Source organism: Geodermatophilus sp. SYSU D01119 (assembly GCF_054049975.1).
This window is the reverse complement of sequence record NZ_JBJGYL010000004.1, coordinates 151,667-172,369: the sequence shown is the minus strand read 5'-3', so window position 1 is coordinate 172,369 and position 20,703 is coordinate 151,667. Positions and strand designations below refer to the sequence as shown.

Annotated in this window: 19 protein-coding genes; 1 reads left to right on the top strand and 18 read right to left on the bottom strand. The window is 76.4% G+C overall.

The genetic code is table 11. The features are described 5' to 3' along the window. Window positions 1-11: 11 nt before the first annotated feature. The gene (locus tag ACI79X_RS04615) at window positions 12-509 is read right to left on the bottom strand and encodes a hypothetical protein (RefSeq protein ID WP_457024240.1); all 498 of its coding nucleotides are present in this window, start codon (window positions 507-509) and stop codon (window positions 12-14) included. A 191-nt stretch (window positions 510-700) separates the two neighbouring features. On the opposite strand from ACI79X_RS04615, the gene ACI79X_RS04610 reads away from it, so the two are divergent. Further along, window positions 701-1,405, top strand: a complete 705-nt coding sequence (locus ACI79X_RS04610; protein WP_457024239.1) for a hypothetical protein — start codon at window positions 701-703, stop codon at window positions 1,403-1,405. Window positions 1,406-1,427: 22 nt separating this feature from the next. Here ACI79X_RS04610 and ACI79X_RS04605 read toward each other — a convergent pair whose 3' ends face one another. The 17 genes from ACI79X_RS04605 to pyrR all read right to left on the bottom strand — a co-directional run bounded on the left by ACI79X_RS04605 (window position 1,428) and on the right by pyrR (window position 20,561). Next, entirely contained in the window at window positions 1,428-2,858 is a 1,431-nt protein-coding gene (locus ACI79X_RS04605) for an RsmB/NOP family class I SAM-dependent RNA methyltransferase (protein WP_457024238.1), read from the bottom strand. Next, complete coding sequence (gene fmt, locus ACI79X_RS04600) at window positions 2,855-3,832, bottom strand: methionyl-tRNA formyltransferase (RefSeq protein WP_457024237.1); 978 nt, start codon at window positions 3,830-3,832, stop codon at window positions 2,855-2,857. The genes ACI79X_RS04605 and fmt overlap by 4 nt, the downstream gene beginning before the upstream one ends. Further along, window positions 3,781-4,314: a peptide deformylase gene (gene def / locus ACI79X_RS04595; protein WP_073422532.1), complete on the bottom strand. Its 534-nt coding sequence runs from the start codon at window positions 4,312-4,314 to the stop codon at window positions 3,781-3,783. Before def ends, fmt begins: the two co-directional genes overlap by 52 nt. A 183-nt stretch (window positions 4,315-4,497) precedes the next feature. After that, window positions 4,498-6,444: a primosomal protein N' gene (locus ACI79X_RS04590; protein ID WP_457024236.1), complete on the bottom strand. Its 1,947-nt coding sequence runs from the start codon at window positions 6,442-6,444 to the stop codon at window positions 4,498-4,500. Between the two features lie 115 nt (window positions 6,445-6,559). Next, window positions 6,560-7,759: a methionine adenosyltransferase gene (gene metK / locus ACI79X_RS04585; RefSeq protein WP_457024235.1), complete on the bottom strand. Its 1,200-nt coding sequence runs from the start codon at window positions 7,757-7,759 to the stop codon at window positions 6,560-6,562. 95 nt (window positions 7,760-7,854) lie between these two features. Further along, on the bottom strand, window positions 7,855-9,069 hold the full coding sequence (gene coaBC / locus ACI79X_RS04580) for a bifunctional phosphopantothenoylcysteine decarboxylase/phosphopantothenate--cysteine ligase CoaBC (protein WP_457024234.1): 1,215 nt from the start codon (window positions 9,067-9,069) through the stop codon (window positions 7,855-7,857). 79 nt (window positions 9,070-9,148) lie between these two features. After that, entirely contained in the window at window positions 9,149-9,412 is a 264-nt protein-coding gene (rpoZ, locus tag ACI79X_RS04575; RefSeq protein WP_012949163.1) for a DNA-directed RNA polymerase subunit omega, read from the bottom strand. Window positions 9,413-9,466: 54 nt separating this feature from the next. Continuing rightward, window positions 9,467-10,072, bottom strand: coding sequence for a guanylate kinase (gene gmk, locus ACI79X_RS04570; protein WP_457024233.1), 606 nt, complete (start codon window positions 10,070-10,072; stop codon window positions 9,467-9,469). Window positions 10,073-10,133: 61 nt separating this feature from the next. Continuing rightward, on the bottom strand, window positions 10,134-10,490 hold the full coding sequence (gene mihF / locus ACI79X_RS04565; RefSeq protein ID WP_457024232.1) for an integration host factor, actinobacterial type: 357 nt from the start codon (window positions 10,488-10,490) through the stop codon (window positions 10,134-10,136). A gap of 295 nt (window positions 10,491-10,785) precedes the next feature. After that, on the bottom strand, window positions 10,786-11,085 hold the full coding sequence (locus tag ACI79X_RS04560) for a hypothetical protein (RefSeq protein ID WP_457024231.1): 300 nt from the start codon (window positions 11,083-11,085) through the stop codon (window positions 10,786-10,788). Continuing rightward, on the bottom strand, window positions 11,082-11,960 hold the full coding sequence (pyrF, locus tag ACI79X_RS04555) for an orotidine-5'-phosphate decarboxylase (protein ID WP_457024230.1): 879 nt from the start codon (window positions 11,958-11,960) through the stop codon (window positions 11,082-11,084). The genes ACI79X_RS04560 and pyrF overlap by 4 nt, the downstream gene beginning before the upstream one ends. Continuing rightward, window positions 11,957-13,291, bottom strand: a complete 1,335-nt coding sequence (locus tag ACI79X_RS04550; RefSeq protein WP_457024229.1) for a dihydroorotate oxidase — start codon at window positions 13,289-13,291, stop codon at window positions 11,957-11,959. The genes pyrF and ACI79X_RS04550 overlap by 4 nt, the downstream gene beginning before the upstream one ends. Window positions 13,292-13,329: 38 nt before the next feature. Then, window positions 13,330-16,623 carry a carbamoyl-phosphate synthase large subunit gene (carB, locus tag ACI79X_RS04545; RefSeq protein WP_457024228.1) on the bottom strand — a complete coding sequence of 1,098 codons (3,294 nt, stop codon included), beginning with the start codon at window positions 16,621-16,623 and terminating at the stop codon, window positions 13,330-13,332. Continuing rightward, complete coding sequence (gene carA / locus ACI79X_RS04540) at window positions 16,623-17,789, bottom strand: glutamine-hydrolyzing carbamoyl-phosphate synthase small subunit (RefSeq protein ID WP_457024227.1); 1,167 nt, start codon at window positions 17,787-17,789, stop codon at window positions 16,623-16,625. The genes carB and carA overlap by 1 nt, the downstream gene beginning before the upstream one ends. Then, window positions 17,786-19,072: a dihydroorotase gene (locus ACI79X_RS04535; RefSeq protein ID WP_457024226.1), complete on the bottom strand. Its 1,287-nt coding sequence runs from the start codon at window positions 19,070-19,072 to the stop codon at window positions 17,786-17,788. Before ACI79X_RS04535 ends, carA begins: the two co-directional genes overlap by 4 nt. Continuing rightward, window positions 19,069-19,986: an aspartate carbamoyltransferase catalytic subunit gene (locus ACI79X_RS04530; RefSeq protein ID WP_457024225.1), complete on the bottom strand. Its 918-nt coding sequence runs from the start codon at window positions 19,984-19,986 to the stop codon at window positions 19,069-19,071. The genes ACI79X_RS04535 and ACI79X_RS04530 overlap by 4 nt, the downstream gene beginning before the upstream one ends. Beyond that, on the bottom strand, window positions 19,983-20,561 hold the full coding sequence (gene pyrR / locus ACI79X_RS04525; RefSeq protein ID WP_457024224.1) for a bifunctional pyr operon transcriptional regulator/uracil phosphoribosyltransferase PyrR: 579 nt from the start codon (window positions 20,559-20,561) through the stop codon (window positions 19,983-19,985). Before pyrR ends, ACI79X_RS04530 begins: the two co-directional genes overlap by 4 nt. Window positions 20,562-20,703: the final 142 nt, after the last annotated feature.

Genomic DNA, 20,703 nt, shown 5'->3' with positions numbered 1-20,703 from the left:
GCCACGGGCGCTCAGTCCCGGTCGGGCAGGGCGGTCCAGTCGGCCCAGGACAGGTCGCGGCCGACGTAGCGGGGCGCCCGCAGCGGCCACTCGGCCTCCAGCCAGCGCGGCACGAACGCGTCGAGGGCCGCCTCGACGTCGGTGCCGACCAGCCGGTCGACCACCCACCAGGACACCTCGGCGTCGGCGTCGCCCACCTTCTCCGGCGGGTCGACGTAGACGCAGCCGAGCAGTTCGGTCTCGTCCTCGTCCAGCAGCGCGTAGTTGAAGCTCTCGTGCGCCTCGATCTCGCGCTCGTGGCGGGCGAGGTCCTCGCGGTCCTGGTCCTCGGTCATGGTCGCGGGCGGCCAGCCCCACGCCTCGCCGTAGGTGCCCCACAGGCGCTCGCGGGAGCCCATGACGGCGGGGAAGTCGATCGGGGTGTCGGACGCGCGGATCGGGCGCAGGTGCTGACCGGTGGGCAGGTCGGCGCGGGTCGGGTGGACGAAGTCGTCGGGGAGCCAGGGCACGGCGGGGCAGGCTAGGCGAGCCACGGCGGATCCGGAACGGATGTGCACGCCGCGCGGTCCGGTGGGTGGGGCGGCGCGGTGCGTGCACCCGGCGATCCGTCCCCGGACCCGAGGGACCTGCCCTGGACGGGGGTCGCCGGGGCGGGTGACCGGGAGGCGCCCCGGCCCGGCGGCAGCTACCGTCCGTGATCGTGCGCACCACGGCGTCCCCCGTCGCCCGCCGGCCGACCTGGCCGTCGGGTGATCCGGTGACCGTGCGTCACGGCTCGGTGACGGTCCGGCCCGAGCCGCACCGCGCGCCGGAGACCGGGACGGCGGGGCTGCTGCTGCCCGCCGTCGTCCTCGGGCTGGGCGTGCCGCGGATGCTGCTCACCGGCGACTACGCGGGCCTGCACGGCACCGCCGCCTGGGCGCTGCTCACCGCGGTGGCCGGGGTGGCGGCCGCCCTGGCGCTGCTCACGCCGGTGGTGCCGGGACTGTCCCGCCGCGCGGCCGAGGTCGCGCGGATGCGGCACGCGCTGCGCACCCACACCGACCCCGGGCCCGAGCTGCGCACCCGGCTGGACCGGTACGCCCGCCGCGTGCTCCGGCTGCACTGGATGGGCCGGGCGATGCCCGTGCTGCCCGCCGTGCTGCTCCTGCAGGGCGACTGGGACCGGCCCGCGACCTCACTGCCGGCCGCCGTCGTGCTCGTCGCGGGCTACACGGCGCTGGCGCTGTGGCACCGGCGGCAGACGCTCGCCGCGGCCTGGTGGGTGGCCGACCGGCCCGGGCCCGCGCGCCCGGCACCCCCCGTGCCGTGGTGGGAGCCGTGGCTGGGCGGCCGGCGCCTGCTCGCCCTCTCCTGCGGCTACGTGCTGCTCGTCGTCGTCCTGACGCTGCTCGGCGGCCGCTGACGCGGACCCCCGGCCCGCCGGGTCAGCGGGTGCGGCGGAGCAGGGCCAGGAACATCGCGTCGGTGCCGTGCCGGTGCGGCCACAGCTGCCCGTAGGGCCCGCGCTCCACCCCGGGCACCTCGCCGAACAGCGGCGCCACGGGCAGCACCTCGACGTCGTCGCGGGCGGCCGCGGCGTCGGCGACCCCGACCGTCTCCGCCGCGTGCGGCGAGCACGTCACGTACGCAACCACGCCGCCGGGGCGGACCGAGGCCAGCGCACGGTCCAGCAGCGCCGTCTGCAGCTCCACCAGCGGCGCGACGTCGTCGGCCGTGCGCCGCCAGCGCACCTCCGGCCGCCGGCGCAGCGCGCCCAGGCCGGTGCACGGCGCGTCGAGCAGGACCCGGTCGAAGGAGCCCTCCGCCCACGGCGGCTCCCGCCCGTCGGCGACGAGCACCTCGACGTCGTCCTCCCCCGCCAGCGCCCCGCGCACCAGCTCGGCGCGGTGCGGCGCCCGGTCGGCGGCGGTGAGGTGCACCCCGGCCGGGCGGACGGCGGCCAGCAGGCCGGCCTTGCCGCCGGGGCCGGCGCACACGTCGAGCCAGCGGGCGTCGGGCCCCTCCAGCGGCGCGCGGGTGAGCAGCAGCGCGGCGAGCTGGCTGCCCTCGTCCTGCACCGCGGCCCGGCCGGCCCGCACCGACGGCAGCCGGCCGGGGTCTCCCCCGCCCAGGCGGACCGCGTACGGCGACCACGGCCCGGGCGTCCCGCCGGACTCCTCGGCGAGCTCCGCGCGGTCGACGTGCCGGGCGACCAGGTGCACCTCGGGGGCGGCGTCGTCGGCGAGCAGCGCGTCCTCGAGCTCGGCCTCCCCGGCCGCACCGCCGCCCAGCGCCTCGCGCCAGGCGGCCACGATCCACTCGGGGTGGTCGGTGGCCAGGGCCAGCCGCCGGTCGCCGTCGGCCCCGAGCTGCGCGAGCCACGCGGCGCGGTCGCCGCCGGCGGCCACCTTGCGCAGCACCGCGTTGGCCAGGCCCGATGCGCCGGGCCCGACGATCGCCCGCACGAGGTCGACGGTGGTGGCGACGGCGGCGTGCGCCGGCACCCGCAGGTCGACCAGCTGGTAGGCGCCCAGGCGCAGCAGGTCCAGCAGCCGGCGGTCGAGGTCGGCCAGCGGGCGGTCGACCAGCCGGGCGAGGACGGCGTCGAGCGTGCCCTGCGCCCGCAGCGCGCCGTAGGCCAGCTGGGTGGCGAAGGCGGCGTCACGGGGCTCGAGCTGCCGCTCGCGCAGCAGCTGGGGCAGCAGCAGGTTGGCGAAGGCCTCGCGCGCGGAGACGCCGTCGAGGACGTCGTAGGCGGTGAGGCGGGCGCCGTCGAGCGGGGCCCGGCGGGGCGGGCGGCGGTCACGGTGCCCGCCGCGCTCTCCCCCGCGCTGTCCCCCGCGCGGGCCGGCGGGACGCCGGGGCGGGCCGCTCATGCCCCGAACCGCTCGCCGGCGGCGGGACGGGCGCCGCGGGCCCAGTCGGCGGCCGGGTGCATCCGCTTGCCGGCGGGCTGCACGTCGCCGAGCCGCACGGCGCCGCGGCCGGTGCCGACGACGACGCCCGTCGGGCCGACCGACACCTCCCCGGCCTCCAGCGCCAGCGACGTCGGCAGCGGCTCGACCGGGCCCAGGCGGAACCGGTCGCCGCGCCAGGTGGTCCAGGCGCCGGGCGCCGGCGTCACGCCCCGCACCCGGCGGTCGACGACGTGCGCGGGCAGGTCCCAGTCGACGCGGGCGTCGGCGGTCTCGATGCGCGGCGCGAGGCTCACGCCCTCGGCCGGCTGGGGCTGCGGCTCGAGCTCCCCGGACGCGATGCCGTCGAGGGTGGCGACGAGCAGCCGGGCGCCGCTGACGGCGAGCCGGCCGAGCAGGTCGCCCGCCGTGTCGCGCGGGCCGATCGGCTCGGTGACCAGGCCGAACACCGGGCCGGTGTCCAGGCCCTGCTCCAGCCGGAACGTGCAGGCGCCGGTGACCTCGTCGCCGGCCATGACCGCGTGCTGCACCGGCGCCGCGCCGCGCCAGGCCGGCAGCAGCGAGAAGTGCAGGTTGACCCAGCCGTGCGCGGGCAGGTCGAGCGCCGCGGGCGGGACGAGCGCGCCGTAGGCGACCACGGGCGCGCAGTCGACGGCGAGGCCGGCGAGCTCCGCGAGGAACTCCGGCTCCCGGGGCGAGCGGGGCTGCAGCACGGGCAGGCCGGCGGCGTCGGCGCGCTCGGCCACCGGGGAGCGGCTGACCTTCCGGCCGCGGCCGGAGCGGGCGTCGGGGCGGGTGAGGACGGCGGCCACCTCGTGGTCGGAGGCCAGCAGCGCCTCCAGCGACGGGACGGCGGCCTCGGGGGTCCCCGCGAACAGGAGCCTCAGTGGGGGCTCACCTCCACGCGCGGGACCCAGGCCTGCATGCCCTGCCACTCCGCCTCGGCGAGCGCGGCCAGGGCGGCGGTGCGGGCCTCGGGGTCGAGCCGGTCGACGAACACCACGCCGTCGAGGTGGTCCACCTCGTGCTGCACCGCGCGGGCCAGCAGGTGCGAGCCCTCCACCCGGACCGGGTCGCCGTGCTGGTTCCAGCCGGTCGCCACCACGTGCAGGTGGCGGCGGCAGTCGAAGCGGTAGCCGGGGATGGACAGGCACCCCTCGGGCGCCTCCTCGGTCTCGTCGCCGACCAGGTCGACCGACGGGTTGACCAGGTGCCCCACCTCGCCGTCGACGTACCAGGTGAACACCCGCAGGCCGACGCCGATCTGCGGCGCGGCGAGGCCGGCTCCCCCGGCCGCGTGCATGGTCTCGGTCAGATCGGCGACCAGCCCGCGCAGCTCGGCGTCGAAGTCGACGACCGGTGCCGCGGGCCGGTGCAGGACGGGGTCGCCCAGCAGCCGGATGGGGGTGACGCTCACCGGTCGATCGTAGGTGGCGCCCTCCCGCGCACCCGCCGGCCCGGACCAGGGCCGCCTCGCGCACGATCAGGCGGGCCCACCGTGGCGCGTCCTGGCTCACCGCCGGAGGTGCGCCAGGACGCGGCACGACCAGGCCGCCTGATCGTGCGGGGACCCGACAGGGAGGGGTCGCGCCCCGCGGGCTCAGACCAGCTCGAGGGGATCGAGCTGCACCCGCACGTGCTCGCTCGCCTTCCGGGCGCTGCGCACGCCCTGCACCTCCGCCAGCGCGGTGGCCAGCGCCGTGCCCTCCGCGCGCGGCACCCGCACCAGGTAGCGTTCCCGCTCCCCCTCCTGCCCGGGCCGCGGCGGCTCCGGCACCGGCCCGAGCAGGTCGGCGTCGCCGGGCAGCCGGGCGGCCTCGAGGAACTCCGCGAGGGCCGCCGGCGACCCCGACAGCGCCGCCATCCGGGTGGCCGGCGGGAAGCCGAGCGCGCGCCGGTCGGCGAGCTCGCGCTCGGCGAGCCAGCCCGGGTCCCAGCGCACCAGCGCCTGGACGACGGCGTGCGCGGCGTCGGCCGCGACGACGACGGTGCCCCGCGGGCGCACCAGCGTGGCCGCGTTCATCCAGCGGCGCAGCGTCTCCTCCCCCGCCCGCAGGTCGGCGCGGCCGAGCAGGGCCCACGAGTCGAGCAGCAGCGCGGCGCCGTAGCCGCCCTCGGCGACGGGCTCCGCGCCGGGCGTCGCCACCACAAGCGCCGGGCCGCCGGAGACCGTCGGCAGCACGCCCGACGACCGCCCGGACACCCGCACCGGTGCGCCGGGGAACGCCCGCCCGAGCTCCTCGGCGGTGCGGGCGGCCCCGACGACGGAGGCGCGCAGCTTGGTGCCGTGGCAGTGCGGGCAGTCGAAGACCGTGGCCGGGCGGGCGCACCACCGGCAGGCGGGGATGCGGGAGCCGCCGGGGCCGGGCGTGGGCGAGATGCCGAGCGGGCCGGCGCACACCGCGCAGCGGGCCGGTGCCCGGCAGCGGTCGCAGGACAGGCCGGGCGCGTAGCCGGCGCGCGGCACCTGCACGAGCACGGGGGTGCCCTCGGCGAGCGCCGCGCGGGCCACCCGGTGGGCGAGGCTGGGCAGCCGCGCGGTGCGGGCGGCCGGGTCGCGGGCGAGCTCGGAGTCCTCCCCCAGCGCCTGCACCCGCGGCATGACCGCCCGCAGGGTGGCCCGCTCGGCGGCCAGCTCGTGCGCCCAGCCGCTCTCCACCAGCAGCGCGGCCTCGGCGGTGCGCGCGGTGGCCGCGACGACGGCGGCGCAGCCGGTCAGGTGGGCGCGGTGCACGAGCACGTCGCGGGCGTGCGCGTAGGGCGCCCGGGGCTCGGCGTGCAGGTCGTCGCCGTCGTCCCAGACGGCCACCAGGCCGAGGTCGGCGACGGGCGCGAACGCCGCCCCGCGGGTGCCGAGGACGACCTTGGCGCTCCCGCGGGCGGCGTCGAGGAAGCGCCGGTAGCGGGCGTCGGGGGCGGCGTCGGCGCGCAGCACCACGAACGAGCCCGCCGGCAGGACGGCGCCGGCGGCGGCCTCCAGCCGGTCGAGGTCGCGGCCGTCGGGGACGACGACGAGCGCGCCGCGCCCGCCCGACAGCGCCGCCCGGCACAGCTCGGCCAGCCGGGCCGGCCAGTCCTCGCCGGGCAGCGCCGTCCACACCGCGCGGGCGGGGCGGCCCTCGGCGACGGCGGCCAGCAGCGCGGGCCCGGTCGGGTAGCGCGCGAAGCCGGCCGGGTCGGGCGGCTCCGGGGGCGGCGGTGGCTCGGCGGGCGGCCGCTTCTCCGCGGCGGCGCGGCGCGGCGGGATGGCCAGGCGCAGCACGTCGACGAGCGTGCCGCCCCAGCGCTGGGCCACCGAGCGGGCCAGCGCCGCGACCTCCGGGGTGAGCACCGGCTCGGAGGACACCAGCTTGGCCAGCGGCGCGAGCTTGCGGCCGGTCTCGCTGGAGTCCGCCAGCTCCAGCACGAACCCGTCGACGAGCTGCCCGGCGAAGCGCACCCGGACCCGGCACCCCGCGCGGACCTCACCGGCCATGTCCTCGGGGATCGCGTAGTCGAACGCGCGGTCCAGGTGCGCCAGGGGCACGTCGACGACGACCCGGGCCACCGGAGGGTGACCCGGGTCGCCGGGAGGTGGTGCGGCCGTGCTCAGGGCGCTCTCCGTCCGGTCGTCGTCCCGGGAGTCTCCCCCCGGGGTACGACGGGACCCGCTGCTGCGGCGATCAGGCGCCGACGGCCGACCGGAGCGCGTCGGCCCGGTCGGTGCGCTCCCACGGCAGCTCGACGTCGGTGCGGCCGAAGTGGCCGTAGGCGGCGGTCGGGCCGTAGATCGGCCGCAGCAGGTCCAGGTCGCGCACGATGGCGCCCGGGCGCAGGTCGAACACCGTGGTGACCGCCTTCTCCAGGACGTCGTCGGCGACCGTGCCGGTGCCGTGCGTGTCGACGAACAGGCCGACCGGGTGGGCGGCGCCGATGGCGTAGGCGACCTGCACCTCGCAGCGGCGGGCCAGGCCCGCGGCGACGACGTTCTTGGCCACCCAGCGCATGGCGTAGGCGCCGGAGCGGTCGACCTTCGACGGGTCCTTGCCGGAGAACGCGCCGCCGCCGTGGCGGGCCATGCCGCCGTAGGTGTCGACGATGATCTTGCGGCCGGTCAGGCCGGCGTCGCCCATCGGGCCGCCGATGACGAACTTGCCGGTGGGGTTGACCAGCAGCCGGTAGCCGTCGGTGGGCAGGCCGAGGGCCTGCAGCTCCGGCTCCACGACGAGCTCCTGCACGTCGGGGGTGAGCAGCTGCTCGATGGAGATGTCCTCGGCGTGCTGCGAGGAGACGACGACGGTGTCGACGCCGACCGGCCGGTCGTCCTCGTAGACGACGGTGACCTGGGTCTTGCCGTCGGGGCGCAGGTAGGGCACCGAGCCGTCCTTGCGGACCGCGGCCAGCCGGCGCGAGAGCCGGTGGGCCAGCGCGATCGGCAGCGGCATGAGCTCGGGGGTCTCGTCGGTGGCGTACCCGAACATCAGGCCCTGGTCGCCGGCGCCCTGGCGCTCGATCTCGTCGTCGTCGGCGGCGCCGGAGGTGCGCGCCTCGTAGGCGGTGTCCACGCCCTGCGCGATGTCGGGCGACTGCGCGCCGATGGAGACGCTCACGCCGCACGAGGCGCCGTCGAAGCCCTTGCGCGAGGAGTCGTAGCCGATCCGCAGCACCGTCCTGCGGACGATGTCGGCGATGTCGACGTAGCCGGCGGTGGTGACCTCGCCGGCGATGTGCACCTGGCCGGTGGTGATCAGGGTCTCGACGGCGACGCGGCTGCGCGGGTCCTGCGCGAGCATCTCGTCGAGGATCGCGTCGGAGATCTGGTCGGCGATCTTGTCGGGGTGGCCCTCGGTCACCGACTCGGACGTGAAGAGACGGCGTGGCACTCGGTTCTCCCTGCTGCAGTGACTGAGGTACGGCCACGGTGTGCCCGCGCCGCGTGAGCACGTTACCGGCGCGACACCGGGGCGGCAGCCGACGGTCAGGCCGGGCGGGGGGCGATCGCCTGCCACACGGCCGCCGCGACGGCGTCCTTGCTGCCGTGCGGCACGTCGGTGGCGGTGCCGTCGGCGGACAGCACGACGGCGGCGTTGTCGGGCCGGCCGAACACGCCGCCCCCGGAGACGTCGTTGACCACGAGCAGGTCGCAGCCCTTGCGGGCGAGCTTGGCGCGGGCGTGGGCGAGCACGTCACCGTCCGCGTCGCCGGTCTCGGCGGCGAAGCCGACGACGAGCTGGCCGGGGGTGCGCTTGGTGACCAGCTCGGCGAGCACGTCGGGGTTGCGGACCAGCCGCACCTCGGGGACCTCGCTGGGGTCGTCCTTCTTCTTCAGCTTGGTGGCCGCGACCGTGGCCGGCCGGAAGTCGGCGACGGCGGCGCTCATGACGACGACGTCGGCCTCCGGGGCCTCCGCCAGCATCGCCGCGCGCAGCTCCTCCGCCGTCCCGACGGGGACGACGCGGACGCCGAACGGCGCGGGCAGCTCGACGTTGGCGGCCACGAGGGTGACGTCGGCGCCGCGGGCGGCGGCCACGCGGGCCAGCGCCCAGCCCTGCTTTCCCGAGGAGCGGTTGCCCAGGTAGCGGACGGGGTCCAGCGGCTCGCGGGTGCCGCCGGCGCTGATCACGACGCGGCGGCCGGTCAGGTCGGCGCGCAGCGCGTCGGCGCCGGCGGCGAGCACGACCTGGGCGAGCGCGGCGACGTCGGCGGGCTCGGGCAGCCGGCCGGGCCCGGAGTCGGGGCCGGTGAGCCGGCCGACGGCGGGTGGCAGCACGATCGACCCGCGCCGGCGCAGCGTGGCGACGTTGTCCCGGGTGGCCGGGTGCAGCCACATCTCGGTGTGCATGGCCGGCACGAACACCACCGGGCAGTGCGCGGTGAGCAGCGTGGCGGTGAGCAGGTCGTCGGCGCGGCCGGAGGCGGCGCGGGCGAGCAGGTCGGCGGTGGCCGGGTTGACGACGACGAGGTCGGCGGTCTGGCCGATCCGGACGTGGGCCACCTCGGGGACGTCGTGCCAGACGTCGGAGGTGACGGGGTTCCCCGACAGCGCCTCGAAGGTGGCGGCGCCGACGAACCGCAGCGCCGACTCGGTGGGGACGACGCGCACGTCGTGGCCCGCCTCGGTCAGCGCGCGCAGCAGCAGGGCCGACTTGTAGGCGGCCACGCCGCCGCCCACGCCCAGCACGATCCGGCTCATGCGCTCCATCCTCCCCCGGACACGACGACGCCCCCGGCCTGGGCCGGGGGCGTCGTCATCCGTTCTGGGTGCCGGGCGCTCAGTTCTCGCCGGCGGTGTGGGTCAGCAGACCCTCGTTGATCTCCCGCAGCGCGATGGAGAGGGGCTTCTCCTGGGGCGCGGTGTCGACGAGCGGGCCGACGTACTCCAGCAGGCCCTCGGAGAGCTGGCTGTAGTAGGCGTTGATCTGGCGCGCGCGCTTGGCGGCGAAGATCACCAGGCCGTACTTGCTGCTGGTGCGCTCGAGCAGCTCGTCGATCGGCGGGTTGGTGATGCCCTCGGGGGCAGGTGCGACTCCGGACACGGGCGGGCGTGCTCCTCGTTCGATCGGCGGGAGTGAGGGGCCTCGGGCGGCCGGTCACTCGGAGGCGCCGACCGTCCTCCCGGACGACGGCGCAGCTAGCAAGGATACCAACTCGTCCGCGGCCCGTGCGACGTCGTCGTTGACGACCACGACGTCGAACTCCCCGGCGGCGTCCAGCTCGGCCTGCGCGATGGCCAGCCGGCGCTCCTGGACGGCGCGGGTCTCCGAGCCGCGGCCGGCCAGCCGGCGCTCCAGCTCGCCCCACGACGGCGGCGCGAGGAACACCAGCTGCGCCTCCGGGGCGCGGGCGCGGACCTGGCGGGCGCCCTGCAGCTCGATCTCGAGCAGCGCCGGCGCCCCGGTCGCGAGTCGCTCGCGGACCGGGGCGGCCGGTGTGCCGTAGCGGTTGCCGGCGTACTCGGCCCACTCGAGCAGGCCGTCCTCGGCGACCAGCCGGTCGAACGCGGCGTCGTCGATGAAGTGGTAGTGCACTCCGTCGACCTCGCCGGGACGGCGCGCGCGGGTGGTCACCGAGACCGAGAGCCACACCTCGGGGTAGCGCCGGCGGACCTCCGCCACCACGGTGCCCTTGCCCACCCCCGAGGGGCCGGAGAGCACCGTCAGGCGCGCCGGGACCGGGGACTGGTGGGCTCTGGGCACGGCGTCCTCGTCCTGGTGCGGTGGTCCTGTGCGGTGGTGCGGGGTGGTGCCGTGCGGCCGGTCAGCTCGCCGAGTCGGCGGGCACCTGGTCGGCGACGACCTGCTCCCCGCCGAACTCCGCCTCCAGGGCCCGGCGCTGGTTGGCGCCCAGGCCGCGGACGCGGCGGGTCGGCGAGATCTCGAGCCGCTCCATGATCTTCGCAGCACGGGCCTTGCCGACGCCGGGCAGGGACTCCAGGACCGCGGAGACCCGCATCTTGCCGATCACCTCGTCGGTCTCACCCTGCTTGAGGACGTCGCCGACCGTGGCGCCCTTGCTCTTGAGCCGCTCGCGCAGTTCGGCGCGGGCCTTGCGGGCCGCGGCGGCCTTCTCCAGGGCGGCGGCGCGCTGTTCGGGTGACAGGTCAGGAAGGGGCATGGTGCGTTCCGATCGTGTCGTCGCCGGGGCCCTGTTCGCCCCGGCGTCTCTGTGCTGTGTCTCGTGCCGCCTCAGCGGGTCCGGCCCCGGCTGCTCGGGCCCGGCGGTCAACCTAGTAACCGGGAATCCGCAGGTCACGCGCGGTGCGCGCGAGGTTCTCGATCTCTGAGCGTCCGAAGGTGACGCTGTGTGTACCGCTCGGATGACCGACCGTGAGACACGCAGGTCACACCATATACGGAACGGGACAGGACTGCCCGACGGGATCGCGACAGCCGTGCCGCGACACGCCGGGTCAGCGGGCGCCGCGCCGTCCCGACCTGCGGCCGAGCGCCCAGCCGCCCACCCCGGCGAGCACCAGCGCGCCGAGCACCGCGAGCCCGGCTCCCGCCAGGTGGCGGTACGTCCAGAGGACGTCGACGCGGTCGAAGGAGAGCTGCAGGGAGCTCTCGTACGCCCGGGTCGGCGTCAGCGGCGCGTAGCTCCCGCCGTAGGTCACCGTCCCCGGGAGGTTCTCCCGCCAGAAGACGGCGACCCCGGCGACGACGAGGACGAGCCCGAGCGCCGCGACCCCCCAGGGCAGCGCCCGCCTCACCGCGCGAGCTCCTCGGCCCACCGGGCCGCGGCCGCCCGCAGCGCCGCGGCGTCGGGGCCCGCGGCGAGCACGTCGCGGGAGACCGTGGGCACGACGGCGCGGCCGGCGCCGAACAGCCGCCGCAGGTCGGCCGGGGTGCCGCCCTGGGCGCCGAGGCCGGGGGCCAGCACCGGCCCGCCGAGGCCGTCGAGGTCGACGTCCAGCTCGCGCAGCGTGGCCCCCACGACGACGCCGAAGGACCCGGTCGTGGCGCCCCAGCGCGAGGCCTGGTCCCGCACCGCGCCGAGGTCGGGCAGCGGGTCGCCCACCACCCAGCCCGGCGTGTTCCACCCCCGGACGGTGTCGACGACGACCTGCGCGGCGCTCCGCTCCCCCACCGCGGCGGACTGCAGCGTGCCGGCGTCGGGGTTGGAGGTGCGGGCGAGCACGAACAGGCCGCCGCCGGTGAGCCTCGCGGTGTCCACGGCCGGCTGCAGCGACCCGGGGCCGAGGTACGGGCTGACGGTGAGCGCGTCCACGGCGCAGGGGTGCTCCGGCCGCAGGACGTCGGCGTAGGCGTCCATGGTGGAGCCGATGTCGCCGCGTTTGGCGTCGAGCAGCACGAGCGCCCCGGCCGCCCGGGCCCGCGCGACGCCCTCCTCCAGCACGGCCAGCCCGCGCGAGCCGTGCCGCTCGTAGAACGCCGACTGCGGCTTGAGCACCGCCACCTGCCCGGCGAGCGCGCCGACGACGGCGTCGGTGAAGCGGGTGAGACCGTCCGGGGAGTCGGGCAGGCCCCAGCGCTCGAGCAGCGGCGCGTGCGGGTCCAGGCCCACGCACAGCGGCCCGCGGGCGGCGACGACGTCCGCGAGGCGCTGCCCGAAGGGGGCCGTCACCGCGGCACCGACCGGGACAGGGTCTCCCCGTGCGCGGCGATGCAGTCGCGCGCGAGGAAGGGGTCGGCGAAGGCGCCCGACGCCGACTGCACGGCGTCGGCGCCGGCCTCCCACAGCGCGGCGAAGGAGGCCGGGTCGGTGACCCCGCCCATGGCCAGGACATCGAAGCGGTGCCCGCCGGCCTCGCGCAGCGCGACCAGCCGCCGGGTGGCGTCCAGCGCCCGCTCGCGGACGGCCGCGCCCGACAACCCGGCCACCGCGCGGCCCGGGAACGTCGGCTCGCCGTCGCTGCGCACCACCCGGCTCGCCGCGGTGTTGATCCCCGCGACGCCGTCGACCAGCGGGCCGATCCGGGGCACCAGCGCGGCCAGCCGCGGCTCGTCGAGCCAGGAGATCTTGGCGACCAGGGCGGTGCGGTCGTCGAGGCCGCGGCGCACGGCCTCGACCACCGCGACGGTGGCGTCGGCGTCGAGGCACAGCGGCGGCTTCACGCCGTCCGGCGAGGCCGACAGCGTGTTCGGGCAGGACAGGTTCAGCTCGACCACCCCGGCGCCGGCCTCCTGCGCGAGCCGCGCCACGGCGACGAAGTCGTCGGCCAGGTCGGTCCCGGCGCCTGTCCCCATCACGCTGACCAGGAGCAGCTGGTCGTCGTCGACGGCGGCCAGCGACCGCTCCAGGTCGGCCATCCACTCCGCCGGAGCCGGGGAGGGGACGCCGAAGGAGTTGACGGTGCTGACGCCGGGGTCGCCGGGCGCCGTCCAGTCCCACGGGTCGGAGACGACCTCGTCGGCGGGCCCGTCGCCGGGCGGGCGCGGCGCGAACGTCCAGTTGGGCTGCTCGTTCGGCTCGTGCGCGCGGCTGCGCACGGTCTTGTAGGTGAGCACGCTGAAGCCGTTGCGGGCGTGGAAGCGCACCCACTCCTCGCCGCCGTTGAGCACGCACGCGGGCACGCCGACCGGGAAGGCGACGTCGCGGCCGAGGACCCGCCAGCGCCGGTCGCCGGCCCGCGGGCGCTCGGGCAGCCGCGGGCCGACGGGCGTCGTCAGGTTGTCCCGGTAGGAGCCGAGCAGGTCGTAGGACGGCGTCCGCACCCCGTGCGCGGCGAGCACCCCGCCGAGCCGGCCGAGGAACAGCACGCGGGTGAGCAGCGGCAGGTCGTCGTCCCCGGCCTCCCCCGACGCCAGCCGCGCGGCCAGCCCCTCGGCGCCGGCGCGCAGGGCGTTCAGCTCGGGCGCCGGCGGCGTCGCGAACCGGGTGACCCCGGCCAGGAACGCCGCCGGCAGCCCGTCGAGCAGCCCGCGCGCCACCAGCTCGTCCCGCACGGCCCTCACCGCGCCGGGAGGGGAGCCAAGAGCGCTACGAAGGCTGTTCACGGGGTGGCGGTGAGCGCCGCGTGGACCTCCTGCAGGCTGCGGACCCCCAGGTCACCGCGGCGCAGCGCCTCGACGCCCTGCACGGCCGCGGCCATCCCCTGCACCGTGGTGATGCACGGGATCCCGGCGGACACCGCCGCGGTGCGGATCTCGTAGCCGTCCAGGCGCGGCCCGCTGTTGCCCGGCGAGCCGAAGGGCGTGTTGACGACGATGTCGACGTCGCCGGCCAGGATCCGCTCGACGCAGTTGCCCGGGCCCTCGCTGTACTTGCCGACCACCTCGCACCCGACGCCGTTGCGCCGCAGCACCCGCGCGGTGCCGGCGGTGGCGAGCACCCGGAAGCCGAGGTCGGCGAGCCGCTTGATCGGGAAGACGGCGGCGCGCTTGTCGCGGTTGGCCAGCGACACGAACACCGTGCCCTCGGTCGGCAGCGGCCCGTAGGCGGCGGCCTGCGACTTGGCGAACGCGGTGCCGAAGCCGTCGTCGAGGCCCATGACCTCGCCGGTGGACTTCATCTCCGGCGACAGCACGGTGTCCACGCCGTGGCCCTCGACGGTGCGGAACCGGTGGAAGGGCAGCACCGCCTCCTTGACCGCGATCGGCGCCCGCTCGGCGAGGTCGATGCCGTCGCCGGTGGCCGGCAGCACGCCCGCGGCGCGCAGCTCGGCGACGGTCTCGCCCACCGCGATCCGCGCGGCGGCCTTGGCCAGCTGCACCGCCGTCGCCTTGGACACGAACGGCACCGTGCGCGAGGCGCGCGGGTTGGCCTCCAGCACGTAGAGGACGTCGTCCTTGAGCGCGTACTGCACGTTCATCAGCCCGCGGACGCCGATCCGGGCGGCCAGCGCCTCGGTGGCGGCGCGGATCTGCTCGAGGTCGGCGGAGCCCAGGGTGATCGGCGGCAGCGCGCACGCCGAGTCGCCGGAGTGGATGCCGGCCTCCTCGATGTGCTCCATCACGCCGCCGAGGTAGAGCTCGGTGCCGTCGTAGAGCGCGTCCACGTCGATCTCCACGGCGTCCTCGAGGAACCGGTCGACCAGCACCGGGTGCTCGGGGCTGACGTCGGTGGCCTTGGCGATGTAGGCCTCGAGCGTGGCGTCGTCGTAGACGATCTCCATGCCGCGCCCGCCCAGCACGTAGGAGGGCCGCACGAGCACCGGGTAGCCGATGCCGGTGGCGATCGCGCGCGCCTCGGCGAACGTCGTCGCGGTGCCGTGCGTGGGGGCGAGCAGGCCGGCGTCGGCGAGGACGCGGGAGAACGCGCCGCGGTCCTCGGCGTCGTCGATCGCCTCCGGCGAGGTGCCGAGCACCGGCACGCCGGCGTCCTTGAGCCGCTGCGCGAGGCCCAGCGGCGTCTGCCCGCCGAGGGTGCAGATGACCCCGGCGACGGGGCCCGCGGCGCGCTCGGCCTCGACCACCTCGAGGACGTCCTCGAAGGTCAGCGGCTCGAAGTAGAGGCGGTCGGCGGTGTCGTAGTCGGTGGAGACGGTCTCGGGGTTGCAGTTGACCATCACGGCCTCGTAGCCGGCGTCCTGCAGCGCCATGACCGCGTGCACGCACGAGTAGTCGAACTCGATGCCCTGCCCGATCCGGTTGGGCCCCGAGCCGAGGATGAGCACCGCCGGCTTCTCCCGCGGCTCGACCTCGGTCTCCTCGTCGTAGGACGAGTAGTGGTAGGGCGTGCGGGCGGCGAACTCGGCGGCGCAGGTGTCGACGGTCTTGTAGACCGGCCGGATGCCCAGGCGCCAGCGCAGCACCCGGACGCCGTCCTCGCCCGCGAGTTCCGGCCGCAGCGCCGCGACCTGCCGGTCGGACAGGCCGTAGCGCTTGGCGCGGCGCAACAGGTCCGGGGTGAGCGCCGGGGCGTCGCGGACCTCGGCGGCGACCTCCTGCACCAGGGCGATCTGGTCGACGAACCACGGGTCGAAGCCGCTGGCCTGCGCCACCTGCTCGACGGTGGCGCCGGCCGCCAGGGCCGCCTCGGCGGTGTAGAGCCGCCCGTCGACCGGGGTGCGCAGCGCCTCGAGCAGCTCGTCGGCCGAGCGCGGGTCGGGCGCGCCGGTCCAGAAGCCGGCCACCTTCGTCTCCGTGGAGCGCATGGCCTTGCCCAGCGCCTCGGGGAAGTTGCGGCCCATCGCCATGACCTCGCCGACGCTCTTCATCGTCGTGGTCAGCCGCGGGTCGGCGCCGGGGAACTTCTCGAACGCGAACCGCGGGATCTTCACCACGACGTAGTCCAGCGTCGGCTCGAACGCCGCCGGGGTGACGCCGGTGATGTCGTTGGTGATCTCGTCGAGCGTGTAGCCGATGGCGAGCTTCGCGGCGATCTTGGCGATCGGGAAGCCGGTGGCCTTCGACGCCAGCGCCGACGACCGGGAGACCCGCGGGTTCATCTCGATGACGACCAGGCGCCCGTCGGCGGGGTTGACGGCGAACTGGATGTTGCAGCCGCCGGTGTCGACGCCGACCTCGCGCAGCACCGCGATGCCGACGTCGCGCATCCGCTGGTACTCGACGTCGGTGAGCGTCATGGCCGGCGCCACCGTGACCGAGTCGCCGGTGTGCACGCCCATCGCGTCGACGTTCTCGATCGAGCAGATGACGACCACGTTGTCGCTGCGGTCGCGCATGAGCTCGAGCTCGTACTCCTTCCAGCCGAGCACCGACTCCTCGATGAGCACGGTGTGCACCGGGGAGTCCGCGAGGCCGTGGGAGGCCATCCGGCGCAGCATCGCCTCGTCGGTGGCGAAGCCCGAGCCGAGGCCGCCCATGGTGAAGCTCGGCCGGATGACGACCGGGTAGCCGACCTCGGCGGCGGTCTCCAGCGCCTCCTCGACGGTGGAGCAGACCCGCGAGCGCGGGGCGTCGGCGCCGATGGAGCGCACGATGTCCTTGAACTTCTGCCGGTCCTCGCCGCGGTTGATCGCGTCGACGTCGGCGCCGATGAGCCGCACGCCGTACTTCTCGAGCGTGCCGTTCTCGTAGAGGCCGATGGCGATGTTGAGCGCGGTCTGCCCGCCGAGGGTGGCCAGCAGCGCGTCGGGGCGCTCCTTGGCGATGACCCGCTCGACGAACTCCGGCGTCAGCGGCTCGACGTAGGTGGCGTCGGCGACGTCGGGGTCGGTCATGATCGTCGCCGGGTTGCTGTTCACCAGGCTGACCCGCAGGCCCTCGCTGCGCAGCACGCGGCAGGCCTGGGTGCCGGAGTAGTCGAACTCCGCCGCCTGGCCGATGAGGATCGGCCCGGAGCCGATGACCAGGACGTGCTCGATGTCGGTGCGCTTGGGCATCAGGCCTTCTCCCCCGTGCTGTGCTCGACGACCGGCGCGGGGCTGACGGCCGCGCCGTCCCGCCGGTGGGCGTCCATCAGGTCGACGAAGCGCTGGAACAGCGGCGCGGCGTCGTGCGGGCCGGCCGCCGACTCCGGGTGGAACTGGACGCTGAACGCCGGGGCGTCGAGCAGCCGGAGCCCCTCGACGACGTCGTCGTTGAGGCCCACGTGGCTCACCTCGGCCCGGCCGTACGGGGTGTCGGTGGTCCGGTCCAGCGGCGCGTCGACGGCGAAGCCGTGGTTGTGGCTGGTCACCCGCACCGTGCCGCTGACCCGGTCGAGCACCGGCTGGTTCAGGCCGCGGTGGCCGAAGCGCAGCTTGTAGGTGCCCAGGCCCAGCGCGCGGCCGAGGATCTGGTTGCCGAAGCAGATGCCGAACAGCGGCCGGCCGGCGTCGAGGACGCCCCGCACCGCGGCGACGGCGTAGTCGGCCGCGGCCGGGTCGCCGGGGCCGTTGGAGAGGAAGACGCCGTCGGAGCCGTGGGCCAGCAGGTCGGCGGCGGTCGCCGTCGAGGGCAGCACGTGCGTCTCGACGCCGAGCGCGGCCAGGTGCCGCGGGGTCGCCGTCTTGATGCCGAGGTCGAGCGCGGCGATGGTGAACCGCCGCTCCCCCACCGCCGGGACCACGTAGGGCTCGCCGGTGCTCACCCGCGGCGCGAGGTCGGCGCCGGTCATGCCCTCGGCGGCCCGGACCCGGGCGAGCAGCGCGTCGGGGTCGGTGGACTCGCTGCTGATCCCGGCCCGCATCGCCCCGCGCTCGCGCAGGTGGCGGGTGAGCGCGCGGGTGTCGATGCCGCTGATCCCGACGACGCCCTGCGCGGCGAGCTCGTCGTCGAGGCTGCCGGTGGCCCGCCAGTTGGCCGGGCGGCGGGCGGGGTCGCGGACGACGAAGCCGGCCACCCACATGCGGCGGCTCTCGTCGTCCTCGCCGTTGACGCCGGTGTTGCCGATGTGCGGCGCGGTCATGGTGACGATCTGGCCGGCGTAGCTGGGGTCGGTCAGCGTCTCCTGGTAGCCGGTCATCCCGGTGGCGAACACCGCCTCCCCGACCGTCGTGCCGACCTTGCCGTAGGCCTCGCCGCGGAACGTCCGCCCGTCCTCGAGCACGAGGATCGCCTCGGTCACTTCACTGCCTTTCCGTCGAGCACCGTCGCCTCGCCCCGCAGGAACGTGGCGACGACCCGGCCGGGCAGCTCCCGGCCGGCGTAGGGACTGTTGCGGCTGCGGCTGGCCAGCGCGGCCGGGTCGACGGTGGCCCGGGCCGCGGGGTCCAGCAGCAGGAGGTTGGCGGGCTCGCCGGGCGCCAGCGGGCGCCCGTGCCCGTCCAGGCGGCCGATGGCCGCCGGGCGCACCGACATGCGGTCGGCGACGCCCGCCCAGTCGAGCAGACCGGGCTCGACCAGCGTCTCGAGCACCACGGACAGCGCCTGCTCCAGCCCGAGCATCCCGGGCCGGGCCTGCGCCCACTCGCTCTCCTTGTCCTCCACCGCGTGCGGCGCGTGGTCGGTGGCGACGGCGTCGATCGTGCCGTCGGCCAGGCCCGCGCGGAGGGCGTGCACGTCCTCGTCGGTGCGCAGCGGCGGGTTGACCTTGAACACCGGGTCGTAGGACTCGGCGCAGGCCTCGGTGAGCAGAAGGTGGTGCGGGGTGACCTCGGCGGTGACCTGGACGCCGCGGGACTTCGCCCAGCGCAGGATCTCCACCGACCCGGCCGTGGACACGTGGCAGACGTGCAGCCGCGCGCCCACGTGCTGGGCGAGCAGCACGTCGCGGGCGATCACCGCCTCCTCGGCGGCGGCGGGCCAGCCGGTCAGCCCGAGCCGGGCCGAGCGGTCACCCTCGTTCATCTGCGCGCCGACGGTGAGCCGCGGCTCCTCGGCGTGCTGGGCGACGACGCCGTCGAAGGCCTTCACGTACTCCAGCGCCCGGCGCATGAGCGCGGGGTCGGCGACGCAGTGCCCGTCGTCGGAGAACACCCGCACGCGGGCGGCGGAGTCGGCCATGGCGCCGAGCTCGGCCAGCCGCTCGCCCCGGAGGCCCACCGTCACCGCCCCGACCGGGACGACGTCGACCAGCCCGGCCTCCTGGCCCAGCCGCCACACCTGCTCGACGACGCCGGCGGTGTCGGCGACCGGGTCGGTGTTGGCCATGGCGTGCACCGCGGTGAACCCGCCGAGGGCCGCGGCCCGGCTGCCGGTCTCGACGGTCTCGGCGTCCTCGCGGCCGGGCTCGCGCAGGTGGGTGTGCAGGTCGACCAGGCCGGGCAGGGCGATTAGCCCGTCGGCGTCGACGACGGTGGCGCCGGTCGCGGACAGCCGGCCGCCGACCGCGGCGACCCGGCCGTCCTTGAGCAGCAGGTCGGCGGGCTCGCCGCCGAGCACGCGCGCCCCCTTGATCAGCGTGGTCACGCGTTGCCTCCGAGCAGCAGGTACAGGACGGCCATGCGGACCGAGACGCCGTTGCCGACCTGCTCGACGATCGTCGAGCGGACCGAGTCGGCGACGTCGGCGGCGATCTCCATGCCGCGGTTCATGGGGCCGGGGTGCATGACGATCGCGTCGTCGGACAGCGCGGCCATCCGCACGGCGTCGAGGCCGTAGCGGCGGCTGTACTCGCGCGCGCTGGGGAAGAAGGAGGCGTTCATCCGCTCGGCCTGGACGCGCAGCATCATCACCGCGTCGGCCTTGGGCAGGACGGCGTCGAGGTCGTAGGAGACCTCCACCGGCCAGGACCCGACGCCCACCGGCAGCAGCGTGGGCGGGGCGACGAGGGTGACCTGCGCGCCGAGCGTCGTCAGCAGCCAGACGTTGGACCGCGCCACCCGGCTGTGCAGGACGTCGCCGACGATCGCCACCCGGACGCCGTCGAGGCGGCCCAGCCGGCGGCGGATCGTGTAGGCGTCCAGCAGGGCCTGCGTCGGGTGCTCGTGGGTGCCGTCGCCGGCGTTGACCACGCTGCCCTGCACCCAGTTCGCCAGCCGGTGCGGGGCCCCCGAGGCCGCGTGCCGGACGACGATCGCGTCGCTGCCCATCGCCTCCAGCGTCAGCGCCGTGTCCTTGAGGCTCTCGCCCTTGGAGACGCTGCTGCCCTTGGCCGAGAAGTTGATGACGTCGGCCGACAGGCGCTTGGCCGCGAGCTCGAAGGAGATCCGGGTGCGGGTGGAGTCCTCGTAGAAGAGGTTCACCACCGTGCGCCCGCGCAGCGTGGGCAGCTTCTTGACCTCGCGGCCGGCCAGCGCCTGGTCGATCTGCGCGGCGGTGTCGAGGACGAGCGTGGCGTCGTCGCGGTCGAGGTCGGCGCTCTCCAGCAGGTGCCGCTTCACCCGGCTCCCTCCGTCACCAGCACCTCGTCGGTGCCGTCGGTCTCGGCCAGGTGCACGCGCACCTTCTGCGCGCGCGAGGTGGGCACGTTCTTGCCCACGTAGTCGGCGCGGATCGGCAGCTCGCGGTGGCCGCGGTCGACGAGGACCGCGAGCTGCACCGCGCGGGGCCGGCCGAGGTCGCGCAGCGCGTCCAGCGCCGCCCGGACCGACCGGCCGGAGAACAGGACGTCGTCGACGAGGACGACGAGCCGGCCGTCGATGCCCGCGTCGGGCAGGACGGTGTCCTCCAGCGCCCGGACGCCGCGCAGCCGCAGGTCGTCGCGGTAGAGCGTGATGTCGACGGTGCCGGTGTCGACCGTGGTGCCGCTGAAGGCCGCGACGCGGGCGGCCAGGCGCCGGGCGAGCGGGGCGCCGCGGGTGGGGATGCCGACCAGCACCAGGTCGGCGAGGGCGTCGCCGGCCTTCTCGATGAGCTGGTGCGCCATCCGGTCGACCACGCGGGCGACGTCGGCGGGGGCGAGCAGGACGCCGGGCGCGGACGTGCGACCGGCAGGGGGCTCCGGGGAGCCGGCCATCAGGCCTCCTTCCCCGCCTCACGGGACGGGTCGTTAAAGGAGTGGGGTGGACCGGCGTCGACGGTACTGCACCCTCCCGTGTGACCGTCGTCGCGCGTCGCGCTACCGCAGGTGGGCACGGGGAGTGAAGGATTCCCCAGGA